This is a genomic window from Novosphingobium aureum (assembly GCF_015865035.1).
Taxonomy (GTDB): domain Bacteria; phylum Pseudomonadota; class Alphaproteobacteria; order Sphingomonadales; family Sphingomonadaceae; genus Novosphingobium; species Novosphingobium aureum.
Genome location: NZ_JADZGI010000001.1, coordinates 287,817 through 314,191 on the forward strand (window position 1 = coordinate 287,817; position 26,375 = coordinate 314,191).

The 26,375-nt window shown below is 63.9% G+C and carries 21 protein-coding genes and 1 pseudogene; 21 read left to right on the top strand and 1 reads right to left on the bottom strand.

Annotated elements, in window-relative coordinates; genetic code table 11:
• Nucleotides 1-218 precede the first annotated feature (218 nt).
• The 9 genes from I5E68_RS01380 (at nucleotide 219) to I5E68_RS01420 (ending at nucleotide 8,856) form a co-directional block, all read left to right on the top strand.
• Entirely contained in the window at nucleotides 219-1,214 is a 996-nt protein-coding gene (locus I5E68_RS01380) for an SPFH domain-containing protein (protein ID WP_197160055.1), read from the top strand.
• 69 nt (nucleotides 1,215-1,283) lie between these two features.
• Nucleotides 1,284-1,946: a DUF4178 domain-containing protein gene (locus I5E68_RS01385; protein WP_197160056.1), complete on the top strand. Its 663-nt coding sequence runs from the start codon at nucleotides 1,284-1,286 to the stop codon at nucleotides 1,944-1,946.
• Nucleotides 1,943-3,205, top strand: a complete 1,263-nt coding sequence (locus I5E68_RS01390; protein WP_197160057.1) for a DUF4178 domain-containing protein — start codon at nucleotides 1,943-1,945, stop codon at nucleotides 3,203-3,205. The genes I5E68_RS01385 and I5E68_RS01390 overlap by 4 nt, the downstream gene beginning before the upstream one ends.
• A gap of 19 nt (nucleotides 3,206-3,224) precedes the next feature.
• On the top strand, nucleotides 3,225-3,371 hold the full coding sequence (locus tag I5E68_RS01395) for a hypothetical protein (protein ID WP_197160058.1): 147 nt from the start codon (nucleotides 3,225-3,227) through the stop codon (nucleotides 3,369-3,371).
• Nucleotides 3,372-3,434: 63 nt separating this feature from the next.
• A complete protein-coding gene (locus tag I5E68_RS01400; protein ID WP_197160059.1) occupies nucleotides 3,435-3,644 on the top strand; it encodes a DUF350 domain-containing protein in 210 nt (69 codons plus the stop codon).
• Nucleotides 3,637-5,205, top strand: a complete 1,569-nt coding sequence (locus tag I5E68_RS01405; RefSeq protein WP_197160060.1) for a polyamine aminopropyltransferase — start codon at nucleotides 3,637-3,639, stop codon at nucleotides 5,203-5,205. Before I5E68_RS01400 ends, I5E68_RS01405 begins: the two co-directional genes overlap by 8 nt.
• Nucleotides 5,195-6,817, top strand: coding sequence for an FAD-dependent oxidoreductase (locus tag I5E68_RS01410; protein ID WP_197160062.1), 1,623 nt, complete (start codon nucleotides 5,195-5,197; stop codon nucleotides 6,815-6,817). The genes I5E68_RS01405 and I5E68_RS01410 overlap by 11 nt, the downstream gene beginning before the upstream one ends.
• An 8-nt stretch (nucleotides 6,818-6,825) precedes the next feature.
• Nucleotides 6,826-7,197 (top strand): adenosylmethionine decarboxylase, encoded by a 372-nt coding sequence (speD, locus tag I5E68_RS01415; RefSeq protein ID WP_197160063.1) that lies wholly within the window; start codon nucleotides 6,826-6,828, stop codon nucleotides 7,195-7,197.
• Between the two features lie 120 nt (nucleotides 7,198-7,317).
• Complete coding sequence (locus I5E68_RS01420) at nucleotides 7,318-8,856, top strand: adenosine deaminase family protein (protein WP_197160064.1); 1,539 nt, start codon at nucleotides 7,318-7,320, stop codon at nucleotides 8,854-8,856.
• Between the two features lie 22 nt (nucleotides 8,857-8,878).
• Here the strand turns inward: I5E68_RS01420 and I5E68_RS01425 are convergent, their stop codons facing one another.
• A complete protein-coding gene (locus I5E68_RS01425; protein ID WP_323982057.1) occupies nucleotides 8,879-9,484 on the bottom strand; it encodes a PAS domain-containing protein in 606 nt (201 codons plus the stop codon).
• A gap of 91 nt (nucleotides 9,485-9,575) precedes the next feature.
• On the opposite strand from I5E68_RS01425, the gene folE reads away from it, so the two are divergent.
• The 12 genes and pseudogenes from folE to I5E68_RS01485 all read left to right on the top strand — a co-directional run bounded on the left by folE (nucleotide 9,576) and on the right by I5E68_RS01485 (nucleotide 26,367).
• Nucleotides 9,576-10,229, top strand: coding sequence for a GTP cyclohydrolase I FolE (folE, locus tag I5E68_RS01430; RefSeq protein ID WP_197160065.1), 654 nt, complete (start codon nucleotides 9,576-9,578; stop codon nucleotides 10,227-10,229).
• A 2-nt stretch (nucleotides 10,230-10,231) separates the two neighbouring features.
• Complete coding sequence (locus I5E68_RS01435; RefSeq protein WP_197160067.1) at nucleotides 10,232-11,194, top strand: NAD(P)/FAD-dependent oxidoreductase; 963 nt, start codon at nucleotides 10,232-10,234, stop codon at nucleotides 11,192-11,194.
• A gap of 2 nt (nucleotides 11,195-11,196) precedes the next feature.
• Nucleotides 11,197-11,370 (top strand): DUF2256 domain-containing protein, encoded by a 174-nt coding sequence (locus I5E68_RS01440; RefSeq protein ID WP_197160069.1) that lies wholly within the window; start codon nucleotides 11,197-11,199, stop codon nucleotides 11,368-11,370.
• 66 nt (nucleotides 11,371-11,436) lie between these two features.
• Nucleotides 11,437-12,993 (top strand): cryptochrome/photolyase family protein, encoded by a 1,557-nt coding sequence (locus I5E68_RS01445; protein ID WP_197160071.1) that lies wholly within the window; start codon nucleotides 11,437-11,439, stop codon nucleotides 12,991-12,993.
• Nucleotides 12,994-13,400: 407 nt separating this feature from the next.
• The gene (locus tag I5E68_RS01450; RefSeq protein ID WP_197160073.1) at nucleotides 13,401-13,967 is read left to right on the top strand and encodes an AAA family ATPase; all 567 of its coding nucleotides are present in this window, start codon (nucleotides 13,401-13,403) and stop codon (nucleotides 13,965-13,967) included.
• Nucleotides 13,968-14,180: 213 nt separating this feature from the next.
• Nucleotides 14,181-15,176, top strand: a complete 996-nt coding sequence (locus tag I5E68_RS01455; RefSeq protein ID WP_197160074.1) for a hypothetical protein — start codon at nucleotides 14,181-14,183, stop codon at nucleotides 15,174-15,176.
• A 474-nt stretch (nucleotides 15,177-15,650) separates the two neighbouring features.
• Nucleotides 15,651-17,273, top strand: coding sequence for a PDDEXK family nuclease (locus I5E68_RS01460; protein ID WP_197160075.1), 1,623 nt, complete (start codon nucleotides 15,651-15,653; stop codon nucleotides 17,271-17,273).
• Between the two features lie 29 nt (nucleotides 17,274-17,302).
• Nucleotides 17,303-18,289: a hypothetical protein gene (locus I5E68_RS01465; protein WP_197160076.1), complete on the top strand. Its 987-nt coding sequence runs from the start codon at nucleotides 17,303-17,305 to the stop codon at nucleotides 18,287-18,289.
• Nucleotides 18,290-19,015: 726 nt separating this feature from the next.
• Nucleotides 19,016-19,735, top strand: a pseudogene (locus I5E68_RS20425) (S8 family peptidase); the annotation flags it as partial.
• Between the two features lie 190 nt (nucleotides 19,736-19,925).
• Nucleotides 19,926-21,548, top strand: coding sequence for a trypsin-like peptidase domain-containing protein (locus tag I5E68_RS20345; RefSeq protein ID WP_323982058.1), 1,623 nt, complete (start codon nucleotides 19,926-19,928; stop codon nucleotides 21,546-21,548).
• Nucleotides 21,545-23,356, top strand: a complete 1,812-nt coding sequence (locus I5E68_RS01480; protein ID WP_197160079.1) for a trypsin-like serine peptidase — start codon at nucleotides 21,545-21,547, stop codon at nucleotides 23,354-23,356. Before I5E68_RS20345 ends, I5E68_RS01480 begins: the two co-directional genes overlap by 4 nt.
• Nucleotides 23,353-26,367 carry an AAA family ATPase gene (locus I5E68_RS01485; RefSeq protein WP_197160080.1) on the top strand — a complete coding sequence of 1,005 codons (3,015 nt, stop codon included), beginning with the start codon at nucleotides 23,353-23,355 and terminating at the stop codon, nucleotides 26,365-26,367. The genes I5E68_RS01480 and I5E68_RS01485 overlap by 4 nt, the downstream gene beginning before the upstream one ends.
• The last annotated feature ends 8 nt before the right edge of the window (nucleotides 26,368-26,375 follow it).

Sequence of the window (26,375 nt, forward strand, 5' to 3'; positions counted from 1 at the left end):
GAATCCTGCTTGCGGGGCATGGCAGGCCCCCTTGACCAGCCCATCCCTGCGGTATTGCCAAGAGTAGTCGTCGCGAGCGGCGCGTGACAAGCCTCACGGCGCGCAGCTGGCGCTTGTCCTAGGGTTCTGCTCCTGGACGATGCCGGATTGTGCAGCGATCGATTGCCTTGCGGCCAGCGGGCACTATCATCGCTGCCAGAGGCAGTGGTGAGAGCAGCATGTTCGAATTCCTGAAGAAGCAGTTCGTCGACGTCATCGAGTGGCTGGAGAAGCCCGGCGAACTGGCCTGGCGCGTGCCGTTCCAAGATCGCGAGATCCAGAACGGGGCGCAGCTCACGGTGCGCGAGGGTCAGGTGGCGGTCTTCGTCAACGAGGGCTGTGTCGCCGATATCTTCGAGGCGGGGCTGCACCGCCTCGACACCGCCAACCTGCCGGTGCTCACCAATCTGATGAACTGGGACAAGGGCTTCAAGTCGCCCTTCAAGTCCGACGTCGTGTTCCTCTCGCGCAAGGAGCAGCAGGGCCTCAAATGGGGCACCGCGCAGCCGATCACCGTGCGCGATGCGGAACTGGGCGCACTGCGCCTGCGCGCCTTTGGCAGCTATTCGTTCCGCATCCGCGATACCGAGACTTTCATCGAACGCGTCGTCGGCACGCTCGAGGGCGTCATCGTATCGGCGCTCGAGCCGCAGCTGCGCGCCGCGATCCAGACCGCCATCGCCACTGCGCTGGGTGGGGGCGGGATCGCCTTCCTCGATCTCGCCGCGAACCAGAGCGCGTTGTCGGACAGGATCAAGACCGAGGTCGATGCCGCCTTCGCGCAGTGGGGCATCGAATGCCTCAGCTTCTACGTCGAGAGCATCTCGCTGCCCGAGGAAGTCCAGGCCCACCTCGACAAGGGCTCCTCGATGCGTGTGCTCGGCGATCTAGGCCAGTACACCCGCTTCCAGGCGGCCGAGGCGATCGAGGCGGCAGCGGGCCAGGATACCGGCCTTGCCGGGCTGGGGGCAGGCGTTGCCGCGGCCGGTGCACTGGGCAGCGCGATGGCCGGCAGCTTCAGCGCGACCGGCACGGCGGCGCAGGGCGGGGGCGACACCGTTGGCGAAGACCCGATCGCGACGATCGAGAAGCTGCACAAGCTGGTCTCGATCGGTGCGCTCAGCCAGGAGGAATTCGACGCCAAGAAGGCCGAGCTGCTCGCGCGTATCCGCTGAGCCGGGCGCCTTGCGCCAGCGCGCGCGAGGCGAGGCATCAAGGCTCGAATCCGGGGGGATCTTCAAGGGGTGATCAACTGTCCGTCCTGCGGCGCGGCCCTGACCTTGCGCAGCGCCGCGCAAGTCTATTCCACCTGCAGCTATTGCCAATCGCTCGTCCTGCACAGCGCGCTGGGCATCGAGGATCTGGGCAAGGTCGCAGTGCTGCCCTTCGACATGTCGCCGATCCGGCTCGGCACGCGGCTGCGTGTGGAGCAGGACCGGTTCCACGTCGTAGGCCGGGTGCGCTGGGGCTGGAGCGGCGGCGCGTGGAACGAGTGGCTGCTCGAGGCGGGCGATGGCAGCCCGGCCTGGCTGGCCGAGGCGATGGGCATGTACCTCTTCACCCGCGAATGTCACGCGCTGGGCGATGATCCGGTGGTCGTCGCGTTCGCGAGCGGCCGCGAGCCGCAACTGGGCCAGGCGATCCTGCTCGACGGCACGCTGCTGCGCGCGACCGACATCAAGGCGGCGCAGTGCCTTGGCAGCGAGGGCGACCTGCCTTTCGCGACCCTGCCGGGGACCGAACTGGTCAACGCCGATTTCCGCAGCCGCACCGGTGCCGCACTCTCGCTCCAGCGGCAGGGCGAAAGCGTCTCGGCATGGTTCGGGCACTTTTGCGAACTCGTCGATCTCGAACCTGAGGGGCTGCGCGAGATCGAGGGCTGGCCACTGCCCGAGGCGCTGCGATGAGCACGCCGGCGCAGGGACCCGCAACCGTTGTGTGCCCGCACTGCGGGGGCACGATCGATCTGCGCGCGGCGGGCTACTCGGTCAATCTGGGCTGCGTCTATTGCGGCTCGCTCCTCGACGTTTCGCGGCCCGACGTGGCGCTGATCCGCAAGCACGACCGCGCGCAGGCCCGGTTCGCCATGGACCTGGGCATGCGCGGCACGCTGTTCGAGCGCGAATGGGCCGTGATCGGGGCGATGCGGCGCAAGGACAACTCCGGCTCCTGGCGCGAGTACCTGCTCTACAACCCCTATTTCGGCTATCGCTGGCTGGTCGAGTGGGAGGGCGAATGGCAGTTCGGCACGATGCTGCTCGACCTGCCCGAGGGGGACGAGGATGCGGTAACCTGGCGCGGCCAGCGCTACGAGCGGCAATGGGACCCGCAGGTCGCGGTAACGGGCGCCGTGACCGGTGAATTCTACTGGCGCGTCGCCAATGGCGACCGCGCGCGCTGCGTCAGCTTCGAGCGCGCAGGGGCCACGCTCTCGCGCGAAGAGGTCGATGGCGAGGTGACCTGGACCCAGCTCGTTCCGGTCGATGCGGACGAGATCAAGCAGGCCTTCGGTCTCGACGGGCGGCGCATGTCGCGTGCGCCCGGGCGCTCCTCGCTGGCGGGCAAGCCGCTCGGCGTCGAGAACGACGACCTGCCCTACATGATGCTCGCAGGGCTTGGGGTGGCGATCGTGACGCTCCTGTTCATGGTCTTCATCGCAGGGCCGGTGGACCGGATCGAGGGCAGCGTTGCCGCGCCTTACGGCGAGACGCTGGAAGGCGTGCAGATCGGTACGCTCGAGGTCCGGCGCGACTGGCAGTTCGTGCGGGTCAAGGCGCGCGGGCGCGAGTTCGACAACCGCTGGGTCGATCTCGACTATGCCCTCGTCAGCCGCGAGACCGGACAGGCGACCGGCGGCTACGGGCTGGTCGAGCATTATTCCGGGCGCGACAGCGATGGCCGCTGGACCGAGGGGGACCGCCGCTCGAACATCCTGCTCGGCCGTCTGCCGCGCGGCACTTACGACGTCTACGTCGATGCCGCCGCACACGTCTGGCCGCGCGACGGCGTGCCCATTTACGCCAATGGCTGGGTCGCGGCCGAGACGCTGCCGGTGACCATCGTCGCCGAGACAGGAGGCCTTCCCTGGAGCAACTGGTTCGCGCTTGTCGTCCTGCTCTTCATATGGCCGGGGCTGATCATCTGGCACCGCATCCGCAAATCGTGACCCGGGACCACAAGACCGAATGAGCACCCGCCTCGTCATCTACCTCATCCTCGCGACCAGCCTCGCGGCCTGCACGCTGCTGCTTTCGTGGTACGCCTATTCGCCCTTTTCGGACGAGGCGCACTATGGCCGCGGCTCGGTCTACGTCGGCCCCACGCATAAGTGACGCACAAGTGATCCGCCGCTTTCGAACACACCGGGACTGCTATCCCGCAACCAGGAGCCTGCCATGCTGACCCTGTCCGTCTTCCTCGCCACGCTGCTTTACGCGCTGCTCGGCATCGTCATCTTCATCGGCAGCTTCGTGCTGGTCGACAAGCTCACCCCGGGAGAGCTGTGGCGCGAGATCATCGAGCGCAAGAACATGGCCGTGGCGCTGCTCGCGGGCGCGGTCGCGATCGGCATCTCGAACATCATCGCCGCCGCCGTGCATGGCTGACACCGCGCCCCGGACAGGCGGCACGGACCCCGCGACGGCGCCGGACGGCGAGCGCGCGCCCGCGACGCTCGCCCTGATCCTGCTCGTCTCGGTGCTGGTCGTCGCCACCTGCGGGCTGATCTACGAGCTGCTCGCGGGCACGCTGGCGAGCTACCTGCTGGGCGATTCGGTCACCCAGTTCTCGACCGTGATCGGCTCCTACCTGTTCGCCATGGGCATCGGCAGCTGGCTCTCGCGCCATGTGCGCGGCGACGAGATCGGCGTCTTCGTGCGGGTCGAGATTCTCATCGCCGCGCTCGGCGGATGGTCGGCGGCGGGTCTGTTCATGCTCTTCCCGCTGGTCGGCGACTTTCGCGTGGTGCTCTATGCGCTGGTGCTCGCGATCGGCCTGCTCGTCGGGCTCGAGATTCCGCTGCTGATCCGCATCCTGCGCCACCGCTTCGCCTTTCGCGAGCTGGTCTCCAACGTCCTCACCTACGACTACGTCGGCGCGCTGATTGCCTCGCTGCTGTTCCCGCTGGTGCTCGTGCCGCAGCTGGGCATGATCCGCACCGGCTTCGTCTTCGGCCTCGCCAATGTCGCGGTGGCGCTCGCGCTGCTGGTCTTTCTGCGCCGCCAGCGCCGCATTGCCGCCGACCTCGTCGCGGCGCTTGCCGTCACCGCGAGCCTCGTCGCAGGGCTAGCGGGTGCCGAGCGCATGCAGCGCTGGTCCGAAGTCGCCTATTACCAGGAGCCGGTGGTCTATGCCCGCTCCACGCCATACCAGCGCATCGTCGTGACCCGGCAGGGCGACGACATGCGGCTGTGGCTCAACGGCAACCTGCAGTTCTCCACCCGCGACGAGTACCGCTATCACGAGGCGCTCGTCTGGCCGGTGCTGGGCCGCGTCGCCGCCCCGCGCGAAGTACTGATCCTGGGCGGGGGCGACGGCCTAGCTGCGCGCGAGGTGCTGCGCGATCCGCGCGTCGGCCACGTCACGCTGGTCGATCTCGATCCCGAGATGACCCGCCTGTTCCGCGACACGCCCCAGTTCGCGCAGCTCAACCGCGACGCGCTCTCCTCGCCCCGGCTCACGCTGCACAATGCCGATGCCTTCCGCTGGGTGCGCGAGGCGCGCGGTCCCTACGATGCAATCATCGTCGACTTTCCCGACCCCACCGAATTCTCGCTGGGCAAGCTCTATACCGTCAGCTTCTACCGCGAGGTCGCGCGCCTGCTCGCGCCGCACGGGGTGATGACGGTCCAGAGCACCTCGCCGCTGGTGGCGCCGCGCTCGTACTGGACGGTGGCGAGCACGCTCGAGGCGGCGGGACTGGCGACGCGCGGCTACCACGCCTACGTGCCCAGCTTCGGCGAATGGGGCTATACGCTCGCCGCGCATGCCGCGCCCGGCGACACGGTGCGCCTGCCTGCGGGCCTGCGCTTCCTGACGCCTGCGACCGAGCGCGCGATGTTCGACTTTCCCCCCGACATGGCGCGCCGCCCGGTACCCGCCAATCGCCTCGACAACCAGGCGCTGGTGCGCAGCTTCGCGCAGGAATGGGGCAAGTATGAAGGCTGAGACCTCGCGCCGCGCAGTCCTTGCCGGTGGCGCGCTCGCCGCCGGGTCGCTGGCGCTGGGCGGGTGCGGCGACAGGGCGATGGCGGGGACGCTCGGCGGTGCCGACTGGCAGCGCGGCCATGCCTTGCGCGATGGCGCGTTTCCCGCGCCGCAAGGCAACGTTGAGGAGGTCGGCCTCGTCATTGCCGGTGGGGGCGTGGCGGGACTTGCGACCGGCTGGCGACTGGCCGAGGCGGGCTTTTCCGATTTCGCCCTGTTCGAACTCGAGGACCGCGTCGGCGGCAATGCCCGCTCGGGCGCCAATGCCGTGAGCGCCTATCCGCTCGGCGCGCATTACCTGCCCGTGCCCAATCGCGAGGCGCGCGCGCTGCACCACATGCTGCGCGAATTCGGCATGATCGTGGGCGAGGATGCGAGCGGCGCGCCCGTCTACGATCCTTACCAGCTCTGCGCCGATCTCGAGGAACGCCTCTTGTGGCGCGGGCACTGGCAGGAGGGCCTGTTCCCGAGCGACGGTCTGGGCCCGGCGGACCGCGCGCAGCACGAGGCCTTCCAGTCGCGCATGGCGCTCTACCGTAAGATGGAGGGGAGCGACGGCAGGCCCGCCTTCGCGATCCCCATGGCGCTTTCCAGCACCGATCGCGATCTGCGCGCGCTCGATGCGCTCAGCTTCGCGCAGTGGCTCGATGCGCAAGGCTTCACCGCGCCCGCGCTGCGCGCCTACCTGCGCTACTGCTGCCGCGACGACTACGGCTCCGAGCCCGAGCAGGTCTCGGCATGGGCGGGCATCCATTATTTCGCCGCGCGGCGTGGCTGGGCGGCGAACGGTGACGGGGATCGCGAGCTGACCTGGCCCGAGGGCAATGGCCGCCTCGTTGCGCGCATGGCCCAGCGCATCGCGCCGCACTTGCGCTCTGGCCATTCCGTCTTCGCGGTCCGGCCCGAAGAAGGCCGGCGCGGTGTGCTTGTCGACGTGTTCGACCACGCCGCGGGCCGCAGCCGCCGTCTTCGCGCGCGCGCCGTCGTCGTCGCCATGCCGCACTTCGTCGCGGCCCGTGTCGCGCCGCATTACGCCGCGCGCGGCTCGCTCGACTATGCGCCCTGGGTCGTTGCCAACGTGACGGTCGAGCGGCTGCCACAAGGACGCGGCACCCCGCTCGCCTGGGACAACGTGTCGAGCGCGAGCGAATCGCTCGGCTACGTCGTCGCCACACACCAGAGCGCCAGCGCCGGCGCGGGGCCGAGCGTGCTGACCTGGTACATGCCGCTCTCGCGCGAGACGCCCGAGCAAGCACGCAAAATCCTGATGACGCGCAGCCTCGAGCGCTGGCAGGCGGTGGTGCGCGAGGACCTGCTGGCGATGAACCCCGATCTCGAGGGCGCGCTGCGGCGCATCGACGTGTGGCGCTGGGGCCATGCCATGGCGCGCCCTTCGCCCGGCTTCCTCGCTGCCCCGGCTCGCCTCGGGGCACTCGGCGCCCGGCCGCCTGTCGTCTTTGCCCATTCCGACATGAGCGGGCTCTCGCTCTTCGAGGAAGCGCACTATCGCGGCGTGCTTGCCGCCGAAGCCGCGCTTGGCCACCTCGGCCATGCCTTCACTTCTCTCGCGTGAACCCTGCCATGAGCCACAGCCCCGAGACCAGCATCCACCTGATCGCCGACATCGCGGCCACGCATGGCCTCGGCGATCTCGAGCTGATCGAGGCCGCGCTGCGCGATGCCGCGCGCGCTGCCGGGGCGACGGTCATCGACGTGCGCCTGCACCATTTCGGTCCGGGCATGGGGGTGACGGGCGTCGCGCTCCTCGCCGAATCGCATATCTCGATCCACACCTGGCCCGAGCACGCGCTTGCCGCGGTCGACCTGTTCGTGTGCGGGGCGAGCGCCGATGCCCGCGCCGGACTGGAAGTCATCCGCGAGCGGCTGAAGGGCACCGTACTGCTCGAGAAGGCTATCGCGCGTCTGGGCAGCGCGGGCTCACGGGCTCCCTGACGACATCGGGCCAGACTGGCCCGGCAAGGCGCACGCTTTTGTGCAATGGGGCGTCGCCTTCATTGCGATTGTGCGCATGCGGCACGGTTCCTAGAACCCCGCCTGCAACAGGGGGCAGCGATGATCACGAGCACGGTTCGCAAGGCGCTGGCGTGCGCCTGTCTGGCGCTGGGGACGGTCCTTGCCCTGTCATCTGCGCAGGCCCGTCCGCCGCAGCAGGACGACGAGGCGCGTGCAGCCGCGATCTTCGAGGAAGTCGCCGACAACGCCGCGATGCTGCGCGTCTTTCTTCAGGCGATGCCCAAGGGCGGGGACCTGCACAACCATCTTGCGGGCACCCCTTCGGCCGAGGACTACCTCGGCTGGGCCGCGCGCGATGGCTACTGCGCCGATCGCGCGACGCTGGCCCTGCTGGCGCCGCCTTGCGCGCAGGCCGACCGGCTCGACGTCATCGCCAGCGATGCGCCTTTCCTTTACGCGCGGCTGGTCGACCAGCTCTCGACGCGCGGCTGGCAGCACGGGATCGGCGCGGACGCGGTTTCGGGCCATACCCAGTTCTTCGTCGCCTTCGAGCGCTTCGGCGCCGTGGCGATGAACAATACGGTGCCATCGATGGCGCTGGCCCTGCAGACCGCCGCTGGCGACCACGTCAGCTATCTCGAACTGATGCACAACCCCGGCGCGATGACGCGCTACGTCCTTGCCGGGAGCGACGCGCCACTGGACGAAGATGGGCTGGCGGCGCTCTATGCCGAGGAGATTGCCGGGCTCGCACCCGTCCTGTCCGACGCGCGGCGCGAGCTCGACGCGGACGAGGCGGCAGCGCGCCGCGCGCTCGAGTGCAGCACGCGCCATGCCGAGCGGGCCTGTGCGGTGACCTTGCGCTACCTCGCCAGCGGCTTTCGCGCCCTGCCGCCGCGGCAGGTGTTCCGCTCGCTGTTGTTCGGATTTGCCCTCGCCGATGCCGACCCGCGCTATCTCGGCGTCAACATCGTCCAGCCCGAAGACTGGCCGGTCGCCTTGCGTGACTACGACCTGCACATGGCCATGTTCCGGTTTCTCGAGGCGCGGTATCCCGGCGTGCGCCGTACGCTCCACGCGGGCGAACTCGCCTTCGGACTGGTCCCGCCCGCTGCGATGAAGAACCACATGGCCAAGGCGCTCGATGCCGGGGCCGAGCGCATCGGTCACGGCACGGCGATTGCCTACGAAGCGGATGCTGCACAAACCCTCGCGCGCATGGCCCGCGAGGGTGTCGCGGTCGAGATCAACCTTACCAGCAACGCGGTGATTCTGGGCGTCAGCGGCGAGGAGCATCCCTTGCAGCTCTATCGCCGCTTCGGCGTGCCCCTTGTGCTCTCGACCGACGATCAGGGATTGCTGCGCACCGACATGACCGGCGAGTACATGCGCGCCGTACGTGAGCAGGGGCTGGGCTATGGCGACCTGAAGAACCTTGCGCGCGCAAGCCTCGAATATGCCTTCATCCCGGGCGAAAGCTATTGGGCGGGCCATGCACTGGGCACGCCGGTCGCCGCCTGCGCGGCCGGGAAGGCGGATGCAGCATGCCGTGCTCTGCTGGACACGAGCGAAAAGGCGCGCCTGCAGGCAGCGCTCGAAGCTTCGTTCGCGCAGTTCGAGGCCGGCCTGAAGCCCTGATACCTGCCCCAAGGCGTGTCGATCAGAAACCTGCCTCGATGGCGATCCGTATCGCTTCGGCAACCGAGCGGACATCCAGTGCGCGCAGCACTGCGGCGCGATGCATCTTGACCGTCCGTTCGGTCACGCCAAGTTCCCATGCGATCTGCTTGTTGAGCTGCCCCTTGGCCAGCGCGCTCAGGATCTGGCGCTGGCGCCGGGTCAACCCCTCGATCCGGGAGCGGGCCAGCTGGTGCCGGCTGGGCTGCGTATCGTCGATGGCCATCTGCGAGCCGAGGAAGTACTGCAGTACGCCGTCGTCGTCGAACAGCGGGGCCACCATCACGGCGTTTCGGAAGGCGGTGCCATCCTTGCGGTAATTGACCAGCTCGACCATTACCGGCCGGGTCTGCGCGACCGCTTCGCGCAGCATCGCAGTCTGTTCGGGTTCGGTACCGCTGCCGCGCAGGAACCGGCAGTTTCGACCGATGATTTCCTCACGCGAATGGCCGGTCAGTGCGAGAAAGGCCTCGTTGCAGGCAACGATCGGATTGTCGTCGCGCCGCGGATCGCTGACGACCGCCGCAACGCGGCTGTTCGCGATCAGCGAGTAGGGATCCAGGGGTATCGGCGGGGCTGTTTCCTTCACGTTTGGCCATATCGCAGAGCTTGATCGGGAAGCCTAGGCTCTTTCCCGAGGGCCGCCTGTGCCGGGTGGCGATGAACAGGCGAGAATTACCATGAACATCATGCACAGCGCGTTCTTCCCGGACGATGCGAACGCCAGCGAGGCCAATGACGGCCACGACGAAGCTGTTCGTGAAAGCGTGCCCGAGGCCGTGCAGGAGGCCGTGCGCACACTCCTGCGCTGGGCAGGTGACGATCCGGACCGCGAAGGTCTGCTCGACACCCCCGCGCGGGTCGGTCGGGCATGGAAGGAATACGGCAGGGGGTACGGCGAAGATCCGGCCCTGCATCTTGGCCGTACGTTCGACGAGGTCGGCGGTTACGACGAGATCGTGCTGCTGCGCGATATTCCCTTCCATTCGCACTGCGAGCATCACCTTGCACCGATCACGGGCACTGCATCTATTGCCTATCTTCCGCGCAATCGCGTGGTCGGCATCTCCAAGCTGGCGCGCGTGCTGAACGGCTTTGCCCAGCGCCTCCAGATTCAGGAACGCCTGACCGCGCAGATTGCAGACTGCATCTGGGACAATCTGGACCCGCTCGGCGTGGCCGTCGTCGTCAAGGCGAGCCACGGCTGCATGACAGGGCGCGGCGTGCGCACGCACGGCGTCGACATGGTCACGAGCAAGATGCTCGGGTGCTTTCGCGAGGATGCCGGTCGGCGCCGGGAGGTTCTCGACCTGATCGGCGGGCACAGGGGCTGACCATGCGGATCGGCATCGTCGGTGCGGGTATTGCCGGGCTCGCTTGTGCCGAGCGGCTGTTCGGCCTCGGTGACATCGTCCTGTTCGACAAGGGGCGGCGGCCCGGAGGGCGGCTGACGTCCGTCGTCACGCCGACATCCTCGTGGGATCTTGGCGCGCCGTTCTTCACCGCGCGCGATCGCGCGTTTCGCGCCGAAGCGCTGCGCTGGCAGGAAGCGGGCTGGGCATCGCGCTGGCTCGATGGCCCGCGCGATGCGATGGTCGGCGTGCCCTCGATGGCAACCCTCGTCGCGAAGCAGAGCCAGCGGTTCGACGTGCGCTTCGGCGTGCGGGTCCAGGCTCTGCACCGCGAGGACGGTCGCTGGGCAATTGAAGGCGAGGGCATGCGTGAGGGGCCTTTCGACAGTCTGGTCGTCGCCGTCCCGGCCGAGCAGGCCGCGCCGCTGCTTTCTCTGCATGACCTCGACGCAGCGCGCGACGCCGCATCGCTGCGCTCTTCCCCCTGCTGGGCGGTCATGGTCGAGTTTCCGCATGACATCGGCGCGGCCCGCCATTTTCAGACCGAGGTGGGCATTTTTTCCATGCTCGCGTGCAATCGCTCCAAGCCGGAACGCGGCAAAGGGCAGTGCTGGGTGCTTCATGCCAACACACTGTGGTCGCAGGAAAATCTCGAGTGCGCGCCTGCAGATGTCGCGGCGCGCATGCTCACGGCATTCGCGCAGGATCTCGGCATGGAGCTTCCCACGCCGACCTTTCTGAAAGCGCACCGCTGGCGGTTTTCCCGGCCTGTCGAACCGTTGGACAAGACCATCTGGAACCCGGGCCTGAAGCTTGGAGCATGCGGCGACTGGTGTCGTGCGCCCACGATCGAAGGGGCATGGCTTTCGGGAGTCAGGCTGGCGGAGTCCATGCGGGGGGCTCTGCTCGACGCCGCGACTGCGGTCCATGGCGCAGATCGTGCCTAGCCATGGCCACGATGCGCAAGAAGTCCGACCTGCCGACCAAACTCTGTGCGGTTTGCGGACGCCCGTTCTCGTGGCGGCGCAAGTGGGCGCGTGACTGGGATCGGGTCAGGTACTGCTCGGATCGCTGCCGGAAAAGCCGCAAGGCCGATCAGGTTGCTCGGGCGAATTCCGCGTGATTGCAGCGCCTCGCCTTTCTGGTGCCGACGGGCCGGGCGCGCAAGCATGACGAGAGGGACTGCTGCATGAAAGAACCGGCCAGGACGCTGGTGCCCGTGCTGGGCGATCAACTGTCGTTCGACCTGTCATCGCTTGCGGGGATGAGCACAAAGGACACCGTGGTGCTGATGATGGAGGTTCGCGACGAGACCACCTATGTGCGCCATCACAAGAAGAAGATCGCCTACATCCTTTCGGCGATGCGCCATCACGCAAAGGCGCTCGTCGAGGCGGGGTGGAGCGTTGATTACGTTCGTCTCGACGATCCCGATAACACGGGCAGTTTCACTGGCGAGATCGCGCGGGCCCTCGCGCGCCACGACCCTGCCCGGATCGTCGTCACCGAACCGGGCGAGTGGCGCGTGGCGGCAATGATCGAGAGCTGGCAGACGCTGTTCGGCCTGCCTGTAGAGATTCGTGCGGATAGCCGGTTCTTGTGCTCGCACCGCGAATTCGAGGACTGGGCAGCCGGTCGCCGCGAACTGACGATGGAATTCTTCTACCGGCAGATGCGTCGCAAGACGGGTCTCCTGCTCGACGGGGATAAGCCTGCCGGCGGGCGCTGGAACTTCGACAAGGACAATCGCGAAGCCGCGGACGCCGACCTCTTCATGCCGCGGCCTCTTCGTTTCGAGCCGGATGCCATCACCCGCGAGGTCCTCGTCCTGGTTGCGCAGCGTTTTGCAGACCATCCCGGCTCGCTCGAAGGTTTCGATTACGCCGTCACCGCCGCAGATGCCCAAAGGCAGGCGGACAGCTTCTTCGCCAACGCCTTGCCCGATTTCGGCCGATATGAGGACGCCATGCTGCTGGGCGAGCGGTTCTTGTGGCACTCCATCCTGTCTCCCTACCTCAACTCGGGACTTCTGGATCCGCTCGACCTGTGTCGCCGGGCGGAAGCCGAATTCCGCGCGGGAAGGGCGCCGATCAATTCGGTGGAAGGGTATATCCGGCAGATCCTGGGCTGGCGCGAATACGTGCGCGGCATCTACTGGCGCGAAGGTCCGGACTACGTAGACAGGAACTTTCTCGACCACCGCTCGAATCTGCCCGAGTGGTTCTGGACGGGCGAAACCCGGATGCAGTGCCTGCGCGAGGCGATCGGCCAGACCCTCGCGACGGGACATGCCCACCACATCCAGCGGCTCATGGTCGTCGGCAACTTCGCGCTTCTTGCAGGCTGCGATCCAAAGCAGGTCCACGAGTGGTACCTGCAGGTCTACGTGGATGCCTATGAATGGGTCGAATTGCCCAACACACTGGGCATGAGCCAGTTCGGCGACGGCGGCCTGCTCGGGTCCAAGCCTTACGTGGCATCAGGCGCCTACATCAACCGGATGTCGGACTATTGCGGCGCCTGCAGCTACAACGTGAAGGAACGGGTCGGAAGCGAGGCATGTCCCTTCAACGCCCTGTACTGGCACTTCCTCGAACGTCATCGCGACAAGCTTGGCCAAAATCACCGCTTGGCGATGGCCTACCGCAACTGGGATCGTCAGGATCGGGACAGCCGGGATGCCTTGCTCGAACAGGCGCGAACTTTTCTGGCTGGCTGCAGTCAGACGCAGGCCGGCCAGTCTTGAAGCAACGCGACGCGCTGCTCGAAAGCGACAGGTTTCCGGCGATGTAAGGGAAATGTCCGTTGACAGCCAAGTTGGCCTGACAAATCGGGAACATCCGGGGTTTTGTCACAAGGCTTTGACAGGGTTCTCGCCCGATGTACCCGTTTTTTGACAACCTGCCTGCCCGATCCAACGAAACCAGGAACTTAGCAGGACTTGCGCAATCCTTCCTCGCTCAACGGTTCCAAAAGGGGCTTTTCCTTCGATGTTTCGCGTGGAGAGATCTCGGGTACGCCTCTTTGTCGGCATGGTCGCCAAACGCATCGATCTTGCCGTCTAGTTAAGCGTAGGTCTGCAAGTGGTGAACGGCGTGATTGAGGTTTGTGCCTGCGTTCCGCCAAGTATCGCAAAGTGAGTGCTGGCACGACTTGGCATCGATCCGCAAAAATGATTCAATTGTCGTTGAATCATGGGGGGATACTGCGTTGTTGGAACGCTTCCAGTTACTGAGCAATATCGGGCAATTCGACAATGCGGTGGCTGCTGCGCAGTTACCGCCGCTCACCAAGCTGAGCCTTATCTATGGTGAAAATGGTCGCGGTAAGACGACGCTCGCGGCGATCCTCAAATCGGCGAGCACAGGCGATCCGGCTGGCGTGTTGGAACGTCGGCGGCTCGGCGCTGCTAATCCGCCGCACATCGTGCTTACGCTCGCCGGGGCCAATCTCACTTTCCAAAACGGCGCGTGGAACGCGCCGTCGCCTGACATCGTCGTATTCGACGATGCCTTCGTATCTGCCAATGTGTGCTCAGGGATCGAAGTCGAAGCCGGGCACCGCCAGAATCTTCACGAATTAATCCTTGGCGCGCCGGGCGTCGCTCTCAACACCGCACTGGTTGGCCATGTCAAACGGATCGAAGAGCACAGCAAGGCGCTGCGCCAGCACGAGGCAGCCATTCCCGCTGGCACGCGGGGTGCACTGTCCGTCGACTAGTTCTGCGCGCTTCCCGACGAGGATGATATTGACCAGAAGATCGCCAATGCCGAGCGCACGCTCGCTGCGGCGAAGAACGCCCAAGCGATTCAAGCCCGCCGGGAGTTTGTTGCACCGGCGCTACCCGCTATCGATGCTGATCAGATCAACACGCTTCTCGGGCGCACGCTTGTCGATGTCGAAGCCGACGCGATCGCGCGAGTACGCGCGCATTTGACGTGGCTCGGCAAGGAGGGCGAGGAATGGGTCGGCAAGGGGATGGGATTCCTGCCCTCCATGCGAGTGGATGATGGCATGGAAGCCTGTCCGTTTTGCGAGCAGGATCTTGCCGGATCACCGTTGCTGCGCCACTATCAGGCCTATTTCAGCGAGGCCTATGAGGCCCTGAAAACCACGATCACTGAGGCGGGCAAGGCCTTTGCCGAGGAGCATCGCGGTGAGGTTCTCGGCGCCTTCGAGCGTTCGGTTCGTGAAATCGGCGAGGCGTGCACGTTCTGGGGTGCCTACATTGACCTCCCGGCATTTGACCTCGACACAGCTGCGATTATGCGCGACTGGAACGCGGCGCTCCGGGCGCTTCGCGCTAAGTTCAGCGCGCCGCTGGAGGCCTCGGCGCTGGACGACGCCGCGCGCGCCGCGATCAATTTCTACGATGGGCGCCGACAGCAGGTTGCTGATGCTGCAGGCCAGCTTGTCAAGCGCAACGGCGATATCGCGCTGGTGAAAGAGCAGGCAGCGGGCGCTAATGTCCCGACCACCGAAGCCGATCTCGCGCGCCTGCAGCTTATCAAGGTCCGGCGCGATGGTCAGGGATCTTCGGTCGCCGAATGGGACGTGCACCAGGACTGCATCACTGAACATGATCGCAATCATGCCCTCGTTGCCGGGTTCGTTGCCACCGGCGATCCGGCGCAGGAGCGCCACGCCGCAATGGCACTGCGCCCGATGCTTGAGGCCTATCTCCGCGTTGCCTTTCCAGCGGACTTTCCTCCAGGGTCGCTGATCGGACCATTCATCGGCCGCTGTATCCCGCGAGTTGGTGCTGCCAACCAGCTTCTCTCGCAGGCAGACATCGACGAGCTTCGCGCACTCAAGGACTATGGCAACAATTTCCATCACGACACCAATCCGGCCTGGCAGACGCAGGCGATCAACAGTCAGGAGCTGACCGGCTTCTGTCAGCGTGTCCTAGCTTTCGCCCGCAAGTGAACGAACCGCCGACTTAGCTGACGTTCAACGCCTCGTCTGGGCGTCGTGTAAGCTGCCTTCCATTCACCGTATCGTGGGCGACCGCGACTGGGACTTTGCGCTCGGTCCGCTTCAGAGCGCAAAAACAGGAAATCAGACATTCGGATCGCATTTTTGTGCTGGCCGCATCCGCCGAATTCGCGACAGTCGGGTTCGGAGCGATGACACGAAGATAACGGACATCGCAGGTTTAGGGAGTCGGCGTCGGTTGCCGCCGACAGAGCCGCCGTTCGGTCGTTCAAATCGGCTTCTCGAAACCTTCCGTTTGTTCAGCAAGCTCTCACGGCAGACCGAGCGACCAGATCTGGGACAAAACCGTCATTCCTAATTGCCAGAACGAACGGTCGCTTTCAGGGAGGTCGGCCGTCCAGAGAGGCTTGTGCGGCCCTAAAATAATCATCAAATGATTTTCTGTGGACGAGAGGCGAAGACATTTTGGACCGCAAGGCTAAAGAATTACTCAAGAGTGTGGTCTATTCGATTGCGCTTGAAAAGACGTGGCTCAAACCAGCCGAAAAGATTTACGCGCTGCAGAGTGCGGGATTGTGGGAAGCGGCACGAAGTCGGGACCAGGTTGACCTGATGATGGCGGCGGGCTGTTATGAAGAGGCAATTCCGCTCTATGCAGCCTTTTCCCATTGGCGGAAGGTTGGCGATGCGCTCTTTGCTTTGGGACGCCTTGATGAGGCCAAATGCGAATATGAGAAAGGTCCCAACGAGACCGGCGGAGACTACAAGGCATTCCGCAATGGTCCCGATCGAGATCGTCTGATCGCGCTCGCCGCTGCACGAGGCGATTGGACTGAAGCGCTGAACCAAGTCAGGGCAGGTTCGCCAGAACCCGTCTTTGGCAAGGACGTCGTCTTCGATGGATCGAGCAGGGCCAAAACCCCCCTGATGAAGCTCTTTGCACATGCTGCGGCTAAAGCCGGCGCTCAATCCGCACGTGAAGAAATGCAGAAATTCTTTGGCCTTGCTCCGGACGAGGCGGACTTGTTTCTCGATCACGCTCGTTCGGATGCCTACGCCAAAGACGCTACAAAGCTGGCCAAGCCCCCGCTGACGCGCATTCCAGTTCGATCTTTGAAAACGATGCTTGAGGACGGAAATACCGAGCGGTCGCGCGAAGCCGTCCTGCTTCTCTCAGATTTGGATGCCACATTAGCGTCAGCAATTGTCGACATGAGCCGTTGGAAGTCAACGCGCTCGCCAGAAGCCCTTGATCGCATCGTGTACTGGCTGACGCGATCAGGGTCATACGAGATTTTCAAGAGCTGCCTGTTCGCGTTGCAATGCGAACATCCGACCTACGGCAAAGCCGAGGAATGGGAGGTTGAGTTTTACACCGCGCATCCGTGGCTGACGCGGGGTGGCATGCGCGAGTTGCTGAAGGCGCTAGTGGCCTCCGATTCGCCGCCCAGCCCGCAAGTCCTATTGTGTTGTGCTTTTCAGCATTCATATTCTCCGTTTGATTTTAGTAATATCGATGTGGATTATACCGATCCACTTACCCAAATCCGCGCTCAGCCTGCTTGGGCGGAAGCGGTGATCGGTAAATGGCAGCTTGGGACGGACTTCTGGCAGCAGTGGTCAGACTTCAGGGACGCGGGTTGCTCAACCGGATACGGCGACTTGCGGCAAACCGCTCCATTCAAGACGATGGCAGAGTCGATGTCGGCTGCGCTACAGACCGCTTGGAAACAGGAATTTGAGAAAATTCGGTGGAAGACTGAGCACGGCGCATTCCTCGCGCTCAAAGCGTTGTTGCCTGATGTCAGGATTGTTCAGCACGCCAGCCCCATTTGGCTCGCGCCACAGCACCTCGACATCTACCTGCCGAATCAAAAGTTGGCAATTGAGTATCAAGGGGAACAGCATTACCGCCCGATCGAAATTTTCGGAGGCCCTGAGGCCTTCGAAGCGACCGTCCGGAGAGATGAAACCAAGCGGCGACTGTGCGCTCTGGCTGGCGTGCGGCTCGAGTATATCCACTTCGAGGAAGATTTGGATGCTCGATTGCGGCAGATCGCCGAGACCGTTGCGGCAAATGGCGGCTGATAGATGCGCGTTGAAGGGAATAAGGCCGCATGACTGGCAAAGTCTACATCGCCAATTTCGGCGAAGGCAACGCGCTGTGGCCGGTAGCGAAGGCCAATCAAACGGTCATCACCATCGACAACGTGGCCGTGCATGGTTTCTGGCAGGCGGGGGACCGCGATGGCTTCATTGAGGCTGCGCTGGAACACACTTTGACAGCGCTTGGGAACCGCCCAAGCAGACAGACTGCGGGGCGCTGGTACAATCTCGTCACCGAGATGCAGGAAACGGAAGGCGATATTTGGATCAGCCGACAGGGCGATGCGATCTGGTGGACGATATCGGAAGTGGGCGAACTGAGTCAGCAAATTCGGCCATCCACCAATCCCAACCGCGATGGTCCGGAAATCTGGCATATCGAGAAGCCTTGCCAGCCCTGGTCGGATCGAGATCGGCAAGGGCGTCCACTCCGCTGGGAGGGGTTGCACGCCAAGGCGCGGGATTTCCTCTCCACGGAGGCAACATTCCAAACCATCGCTAATGGACGCGGCTATGCCGACTATGCCCGCGCGCTGGTGAATGGCGAACCGCTCGATCGGTGGCACTCCACCAAGCCCTTCCGCGACAAGGCAGCAGTCTCCAGAAAGTCGCCAGTCAGAACCTTCTCACCACGAGAAATCGCGGCGGTGGACATGGCAAATGGAATTCTCAGCACGGTTTCCCAAGCCAACGGCCAGATGGCCGAACGCCGGGTGAAGGAAAAGAATACCAATCTGTCGCGTGTGGAACTGGAAGCCCTGCTGTTGCACTTGATGGGTGAACAGGAAGATCGCTGCGCGCTTACCGGTTTGCCGCTCGGCTATGCTGGCGACTGTGACGACCCGCAAATGCGCGCCTCGCCCGACCGGATTGATAGCAAGGGCCACTACACGGCGGATAACATCCAACTCGTCTGCTGGTTCATCAATCGCTGGAAGGCAGCGGACGATAACCAATTGGCGCTGCGACTGATTGGAGTTCTGCGTCAGACGGAGTGATTGCATTGAAATGGCGCGACCAGGTATTCAAACGCCTGCTGTTCAATGACATAAATCGCCAACATAGCCGTCGTTTGAGGGAGCCAACCGGGGAATTTATAGCTGCCGGTGGTTCAGGCGGCAGACCGACTCCCTGAGCGTCGTCAGGGAGCCGGCATTAGCTCAAATGTCCGTTCTCTCCTAAGGCTGCTATTTTTCGCTCGAGAGGGAATGAACAGAATTGTGCGAAACTGCCGTCGAGGGCTTCGAGCAAAGTTTCGGCGTCACGCGCGGTTTGGTCAGGTGCCTTGGGCGCGGCCATTCCTTAGCGAAGCACTATATAGATACTTCTAATTCGGGTTTGTGGATCAGCTGAGGACTTGTTAATCTGGTGCCGCAGGGGGCGGTGATGGAATTCATCAACAACGTAGGAAATGTGGCTTGGCACCCGAGACGCGGTGCATGCCAAACGGCCGGGCTTTCCGACCGATGACCGCAATGGATCTGTTGCGAGCCCTGTTGCACGGGGCCGCGGTCACGCAAGAAGGTAGCGCAGCATTTCCGGCCGATGAGTTGCGATACGTACTCGAGTTTGGGCAAATAGCTGACGCGGATCTAGAGCGTTTGCGGCTTTCAGCACTTCTCAAGAGCGAGGCTTTCGTTCTGGCGCCTTTTGAAGGGCCGGGACTGGAGAAGTTCCTCATCTTGCGATTTCAGGGAGTTGAGCCAACTCTTCCCCGTCGGGATATGTTCTCGATTGGTTATGAGCTTTGCGACGCGCTTGGCCTTGTGAGCGCGGAACCCGATCTTGATACGCCTTTTTTTGCCGATCCATTGCCGGGGCCGCCCCTGCGCGAGACGGAATCGGCGCAAGTACTGGGCCCGCTTTGCTGGGTTCCAACCGAACCTCCGACAGATCGCACATGGGCGCTTACCAGGACAGGCGTGCCGACCGCTTGGGCGCTGAGTCGGGGCGAAGGCATTCTTGTTGGACAGCCCGACAGCGGCGTTGCCACGCACGACGAGATCGAGCCGGACATGCTCCGACTCGATCTGGCCTGGAACGCATTGAACGGGACTGGAGATCCAACCGATCCATTGCGCGATGGCGCAGCAAACCCCGGGCATGGAACCGGGACGGCCAGTGTATTGGCGAGCCGCGCGGGCGGCATAATTACCGGCGCTGCACCGGCGGCCGAGCTCGTACCCATCCGCTGTCTCGATGACGTGAAGATCTTCAATGCGGCTCCCGTTGCCGCAGCTGTCGCCCATGCGGGAAGGGTCGGCTGCCATGTGATCTCGATGAGCTTGGGCGGCGTTCCTAGCCGTGCGCTCCATCGGGCTATCCAGCAAGCCATCGCAGACGACATAATCGTCGTCGCGGCGGCTGGGAATTGTGTCGGCATCGTCGTCTGGCCGGCCCGCTACAACGAAGTCATTGCCGTTGCCGGCACGAACAGCGATGATGAGCCCTGGAAGGGCAGCAGCCGTGGTGCCGCGGTCGATATTTCTGCTCCTGGCGAACTCGTCTGGCGGGCCCAGCGCGCGCGCATCCGATCCTGTCTCAGGCGTTGCGCCAGGCCAAGGAACATCCTTCGCGACTGCACTCGTTGCCGGCATCGCCGCGCTGTGGCTCGGCGCGCATGGCCGCGAAGCAGTGATCGACGAGGCGCGCCGCCGCGGTACAAGCGTCCAGGCTCTCTTTCGCGCCGCACTCAAGCAGACGGCTCGCAGGCCGGGCGGCTGGGATGCCGAGTGTTTGGGGGCGGGCGTTGCCGACGCGGGCGCCCTCACCGTCCTGCCGCTTGCCTCGATCGCGCAAGGTGCCCCGGAATCGGCTCACGCTCGGCCGCAAATGGACGAGTTCCTCGACGATGAGTTCGGCCCCTCCGCCAACGACCCTTCGTTCGACTGGCCCCGCTATCAAGCCGAAGTCGCGACCATTGCGCTTGCCCAGGCCAGCCTCGGAGCCCCGCCCGCCACGCTCATTGCCGAAGCCAAATGGCTGGCCACCCGCCCCTCGCCGGCGCTGAGCACGGCCGCCCGGGCCGCCAAGGATGCACGACTGCGCAGTTTTTCCGAGGAACCGGGAGCTGCCGCGAGCCGGCCAGTCATACCACCGTCGCGCATAGTCGTGCCTAGACGCCCCGCAATTATTAGCCGCACCGGGATCGGGCTCGAAGGGTTGGGCCGTGTCGTCGGCCCGGCGGATGCCAAAGCGCGCAAACACAGCCTCGACCGCCTCGAGCAGATTCTCGGCCCCAGGGACACGGGATCATCGATCGACAGGCATATCCTTGAGGGAGTCGAAGAAGCATTCGACCGCCTCGCGGGCGGGGTCGGTGAGTGGAGCAGTAAAGCGCGCATGGGTCTCGAAGCGCTTGTGCGGCTCACCGACCGGCCGGCCTTGAGGATAAGGGGCGGTCACATCGACGTGAACGATCCGAGAGGCGCCGACTGGCGCGACCGGTTTACCCTTATGCTGGGAACGGGCGTCATCGAATCCCACTTAGGCAGCATCGGCCGGATCGATTGCGATGGCATGCACGTCGGTACGGGCTATGTGATCGGTGCAGGCCTGGTCCTCACCAACCGGCATGTACTGCAGACCTTCGCCGCGCCGGTTCCACGGCGGACTGGACCTGACCGCTGGGTGTTAACGAGCGACGCAGTCACGATCGACTTCGCTGAAAGACCCTCTTCCCAGACCGCAGACACTCGGTTTCGCATCGTCGATGTGATTGGCGCCGGACGCGACGACATAGATTTCGACCGAATTGATCTTGCCGACCTCGATGTCGCGGTCCTCGGCGTCGAGACAACCAATGCGGCAGCCAAGGCGCTCCCACCGGCCTTGCCCATCGATGGCGATCCAACGAGCGTCGATGCCGGCAAGACCGTCCTGGTTGTGGGGTATCCGGCCCAACCAGCGTCCCTGCCCACCCGCACGGATGGGAGCATAGACGCCGACGTGACAGCGCGGCTCAATGTCCTTTTTGGAGCCGACTATGGCACCAAATACGCTGCGCCCGGGGATGTCTGCGCCGCTGTCGGGAGCCACCAGGCAGACACGGAGCGACGCGTATTTTCCCACGACGCAACAACGCTTGCCGGCAATTCGGGATCGGCAATCATCGGTGCGCTCGCGCCCCAGGATATCGTCGGGCTGCATTTCGGGGGGCAGTGGCTAACGGAGAACTATGCACACGCACTTGCGTCTCTGCGAGGTCGCGCACCCATCCTAGCAGACGCTTCCGTGCAATGGACCAACATTGAATGACGGCGCCAGATGATGCAGCCCTCGCCAATATGGCCGCAGCGATCACGATGCCGCGCGCCGAGCTCGAGATTCTCTACGATGAACTCGCGGGCAAACACGGAAGCCGCATATTCAAGATCACCACGCTGCTATCGCCGCTGGCCACACCCTATCTCGAAGCGTTGAAAACCGCGCGCGGCGATAACTGGTTCGACGAGCTGGCCGAGCGTCTCGTACTCGCCGATGCATTTCGCGATCCAACGGCGGCGGTCCCCGTCCCGGCGCCGGCTGCCGTGCAGGTCCAGTTGCAAGGGATTGTGCAGCCCCAGCTCGGCTTGCTTGCAGCCGGCCTGCTCCACATCGGCACGATCACGGCCCTGAGGCGTGTTTGTTGGATCGGCATCGACGGCGACCCGCCGTCGGGGGGCACTGGCTTTCTCGTCGGTCCACAGGCAGTGCTGACTGCGCGCCATGTCGTTCAGCCTCTTCTCGATAACGCGGGACTGCCTCTTGCGGGCAGTGCCCAGCATCTGTCGGTCGTGTTCGATGCGGTCGGACGCTATAGTCAACGGCGACAATGTGGCGTGCCAGAAGCCTGGCTTATCGACACGAGCGACTGCCACGATCTCGAACGATCCGCTGCGTTAGCCGCCCAATTTGATGCAGCCGACCCGGAATCGTTCAGGGATCGACTCGACTACGCCATCGTGCGTCTTGACAAGCCGGTTGGTCGCGAGCGCGGCTTCTACCGGCTCGATAACCAACGCCTGCCGTCCGTAGGACCTGGGGGTGGGCAGATCATGCTGTTCCAGCACCCCAAGGGCGACCAGATGCACGCCGGCAACGGCGCCGGCCTTGCTCTGTGGCCTGCGGCAGTCGAGACAAGGCTCCGGCACAGTGCCAACGCGCTAGATGGTTCGTCGGGGGGGCTCATTCTCGACAAGACCTTTAATCCGGTGGCGATGCATCAGTGCACGTTCAAGGACGACACAGGTGTCGCCCTGATGAACGGGGCGGTCCCCACCGCCTGCATCGCAGGGCGCGCCAGGCCCGATATCATTGAGCAGGTCATTGGCCTCGACCCCATCTGGCGTATAGCGGCATCAGGTGAGCCGGTTGTCGGACGGGAGCTGTTTCAGGCCAGCGTCATGAATGCCCTTTCAGGAATGGCGCGAATTATCGTGGTGCGCGGCGCGCCCGACAGCGGCAAGACCTTCAGCACATCGATCTTGCGCACGATGCTCGATGAGAGCAGCAATGCGATTCTTGCTTTCAGCGCCTCCGCCTTACCGCTCGAGGCACGGCGCTTCGCCCAGCAGCTCATAGAAGCTATGCGGCTCTCTCCCACTCAGCTTCCCGATGACGAACCTGATACGGCCCCAGAGGCCTGGGCGCGCGATCACCTGCTCCCAGCAGTGCTGCAGGCCTTGCGTGACTTTGCCGGCGCACGGCTCGTTTGGCTCGTGCTCGACGATCTCGACAGCCATCCCGTTGCCGCGGGCTCGACGACGTCAATGCTCGAACGGCTCTTCAGCGACATAGCAAGCTACCCTTTCCTGCGCCTGGTGCTCATCGGACAGCGCGGCCAAGTGCCGGCAGCCAAGCCGCTAACCACGATCTACGACGACATCACACCGTTTAACCGGCAGGAAGTGGAGGACTATCTCAGTCGCAAATACGTTTCCGAAGGCATCATGAAGAACCAGGATGAGATCGAAACGCTTGCCGAATTTGTCATGAACTGGGCCAACAACGCGGGATCGCCGCTCGTCGAGGCCGTGGCCAGGGCTCTTTTGACCGGTGCTGGTCTCCCGACAGGTCAGCCATGATACGCGATGTTGCTCCCTTGTTCACCTCGCAACCAGTGCGCGATCAGTGGACGCAGGCGCTTGAACAGGTAGCGATGCTTGGTTCTTTCGATCCGATCAGCCTGGTCGGTTCGCCAGAGGATGGCACTGCGATCGAAATCCTGACCGCGCTTGGCAAGGAATGCGTCGAGGTCCTGTCAGAAGGCTTGCCGCGCTGGCAGCTCAATCCGGATTCGCGTCGCCGCGTATTGCACAAACTATGGGATGATGGCCGGCTGGAATCGGTCGCAACTTCAGCCGAGCCGAACGACTCCTTCGGACGTTACCTCGTAGATTCCGTGCTCGGACGGCTCACTATTCCAGAACAAGCGAGCCTGGGCGAGCTCGATGTAATCCATAGCGCTATCCAATTTGCAGCGACGGTCGGCTCGAAGGATGATCAACTCGCCGCGATCGAGCGCGCCGTCGCAAGCGGCGAGCGACGCGAGGCGATCCGCTCTCTCCTCCCGCGGGGACTGATCGGGCGCGATCATTATCTGCGGAGACTGCGCCGTTTCGTCGAAGAGCCGCGTGGCGGCGAATTGCCGATCCTGATGATTAGCGGAACGGGGGGCGTCGGCAAGTCAGCCCTACTCGCCGAATTTGTTAGACGCAGCCGCCGGCGCTTGGGCGACGGCGTCCCGATTATCTGGCTCGACTTCGATCGTGCAGTACTCGCAGAGACCGATCCTACAGCCCTGACGCTCGAATTCGCGCGCCAGCTTGGTCTGGTTATTCCCGCGCTCGCGGCACGCACCGCCGATTTTCGAGCAGCAACCGAAAGCCGGCACGATGCCGACATCCGCGGTTACTTCGAAAGTGCTACCGGTCGATTTGTACGCCAAAGCGTCGATTGGTCCGATTGGAACAGCCACGGTCTAGCGCAGGCCTTGCGGGACCGCACCATTGTTCTCGTCCTCGATACGCTAGAGGAAATACTGGTTCATGACGATGGTCGCGGTGAGGAAGTAATCCGCTGGATCAGAGGCCTGGCGACCGAAGGCGGTGCAACGGAGCTTCGCGCAATTCTCAGTGGCCGCACCGAAGATCGTTTCACCGGTTGGGCTGAAGGAATGAAGGCACCCCACATTAGCCTGGGCGACCTTGGGCCAAAATCAGCGGTGCGCTTGCTGGAACGCCATCTCAAAGGATCGCAATTCCCGATCGAGCAGCTACCGGGTCGAGAGCTAGTCGAGCATTATGGTGGCAATCCGCTCACACTCAACGTGCTGGGCCTCTATCTTGGCGAGGAAGGTCCCAAAGCAGCTCAGCGACTTTTGGAGGATGCCGGTAACCGGATCTTCAACGTGCATTTCGCGCAGCATTACCTCTACAAGCGTATCCTTGGCCGGATCAGGTCTGACGATCCTGATCTGATAAAGATCGCTCACCCCGGCCTCGTCCTTCGTAGGGTTTCTCCGGAACTGATCAAGCAAGTGCTCGCCAAGCCTTGCGGACTCCGGGACATTACATCTGATCGGGCGGAAAAACTCTTTCGTGATCTTGCGGCCCAGATATGGCTCGTCGAGCCTGCCGGAACTCCCATGACGATCCGTCACAGACGCGATTTGAGGCGCCTTATATTCGGCTCGATGAACGAAGCCGAGGGAGACAAGGCCCACAAGATTCATAAGGCAGCGGCAGAATTCTATTCCGCCCATCGCGACCACTATCTCTCGTCCGCCGAACAGGATGTCGAAGCTCTCTATCATCGTGTTTTTGCGGAGCCGTCGCTGGAGCTCGATGATGAAACCCTACGCTTGCTAGCCTCTGAGCTCGGACAGGATAGCGCCGATTTGCCGGCACGCTACCGTGCCCGACTGAAGATTGCATCGGGTAAGGGGCTCGAAGCCGACGAGCTCGACACGTTGACCGTCGAGGACAGAGTGGAGGCAGAGATACTACGCGAGCGCGGCACGCGATCCCGTGGAGGCAATTCGGCCGAAGATCGCCGCCCGTCGGCAAACGCGATTGCCAATCCCAGTGTTGAAGCTGAGCGTGCTTTCGCTGCGGCCGACATCGAACATCTAGCCTGGATACGCCAGAACGTTCTCGACGAATTCGTGGATGCAGTGTTGCTCGGCCACTGGCGCTCGCGAAGAATGCCGCCCGATCTGACCGATTTTGCGATCTGGCGCGTATCGCTCGCCGTCATGGGTACCTCCAACGAACGGGGCTTTGCGACGGAAATCATCGACCGCGTCGAGAATCTGCTGCGGCAGGTTGAATGGAGCCGTCCGCTCAATCCCAACCGCAAACAATCAATAAGCCTAGCTCAGGCTATCCAGGCGATTATCCTCCTGCTGGGCTCAAATCCGCCGAACATGCTGCGCGACTATCATGAGCGATGGTTCGACGATGCGCCCACCGACACGACCGAAGCGTTGCGGGTTCGCCAGTTGGCCCGGCACGATGGAGCGACTGCGCGCGGGGGCCGGCGCGCGCGCGTGTCGCTCACGCTGCTTCGATACCTCAGCGCTGAATTTGCACGTCCCGAAGACACCCTGGTGCGCAACGACCTCGTAATCCCTTCCCATGCACGCGACGTCCTGAATTCCATTCATCGCGGCCCATCGCACCGTCACACGCTGTCCGACCTCGAAGCGGGGCGGACGCGACAGGCATATGTTGAGGCAGGACCCGCCGCATTCGCTAATCCGGCCACGGCCAGCCGGCTGCGCGGGATAAGCCCGGAACTCTATCCGTTGGTGCAGGCCGCTGCGCAAAGCGCGCCCAACGACGCGCTTCGCGCATTCATCCACGAAGCAGAACTCAGCGTTAGGTTGTGGCCGCGTGAACTTACCACACAGCCCTTCGCGGCGTCGCTGCAGCGCGACAGCAGTCGCTGGACGGGCACGCTGATCGAAACGGCAGATCGCTTCGGCCTGCTTGGCAAGCTGCTCGACTACCTAGCACAAGAAAATTCGAACCGGGGAAGCGGGCATCAAGTTGCCCGTCTTGTGCGGTTCTATGGCCGCCGCCTTCGATCTTAGCCAAAGTA

Bases quoted from the DNA above. Each gene is read 5' to 3' on its own strand.
- I5E68_RS01380 (WP_197160055.1), top strand. From the start codon at position 219: ATGTTCGAATTCCTGAAGAAGCAGTTCGTCGACGTCATCGAGTGGCTG.
- I5E68_RS01390 (WP_197160057.1), top strand. From the start codon at position 1,943: ATGAGCACGCCGGCGCAGGGACCCGCAACCGTTGTGTGCCCGCACTGC.
- I5E68_RS01395 (WP_197160058.1), top strand. From the start codon at position 3,225: ATGAGCACCCGCCTCGTCATCTACCTCATCCTCGCGACCAGCCTCGCG.
- I5E68_RS01400 (WP_197160059.1), top strand. From the start codon at position 3,435: ATGCTGACCCTGTCCGTCTTCCTCGCCACGCTGCTTTACGCGCTGCTC.
- I5E68_RS01405 (WP_197160060.1), top strand. From the start codon at position 3,637: ATGGCTGACACCGCGCCCCGGACAGGCGGCACGGACCCCGCGACGGCG.
- I5E68_RS01410 (WP_197160062.1), top strand. From the start codon at position 5,195: ATGAAGGCTGAGACCTCGCGCCGCGCAGTCCTTGCCGGTGGCGCGCTC.
- speD (WP_197160063.1), top strand. From the start codon at position 6,826: ATGAGCCACAGCCCCGAGACCAGCATCCACCTGATCGCCGACATCGCG.
- I5E68_RS01420 (WP_197160064.1), top strand. From the start codon at position 7,318: ATGATCACGAGCACGGTTCGCAAGGCGCTGGCGTGCGCCTGTCTGGCG.
- folE (WP_197160065.1), top strand. From the start codon at position 9,576: ATGAACATCATGCACAGCGCGTTCTTCCCGGACGATGCGAACGCCAGC.
- I5E68_RS01435 (WP_197160067.1), top strand. From the start codon at position 10,232: ATGCGGATCGGCATCGTCGGTGCGGGTATTGCCGGGCTCGCTTGTGCC.
- I5E68_RS01440 (WP_197160069.1), top strand. From the start codon at position 11,197: ATGGCCACGATGCGCAAGAAGTCCGACCTGCCGACCAAACTCTGTGCG.
- I5E68_RS01445 (WP_197160071.1), top strand. From the start codon at position 11,437: ATGAAAGAACCGGCCAGGACGCTGGTGCCCGTGCTGGGCGATCAACTG.
- I5E68_RS01465 (WP_197160076.1), top strand. From the start codon at position 17,303: ATGACTGGCAAAGTCTACATCGCCAATTTCGGCGAAGGCAACGCGCTG.
- I5E68_RS01480 (WP_197160079.1), top strand. From the start codon at position 21,545: ATGACGGCGCCAGATGATGCAGCCCTCGCCAATATGGCCGCAGCGATC.
- I5E68_RS01485 (WP_197160080.1), top strand. From the start codon at position 23,353: ATGATACGCGATGTTGCTCCCTTGTTCACCTCGCAACCAGTGCGCGAT.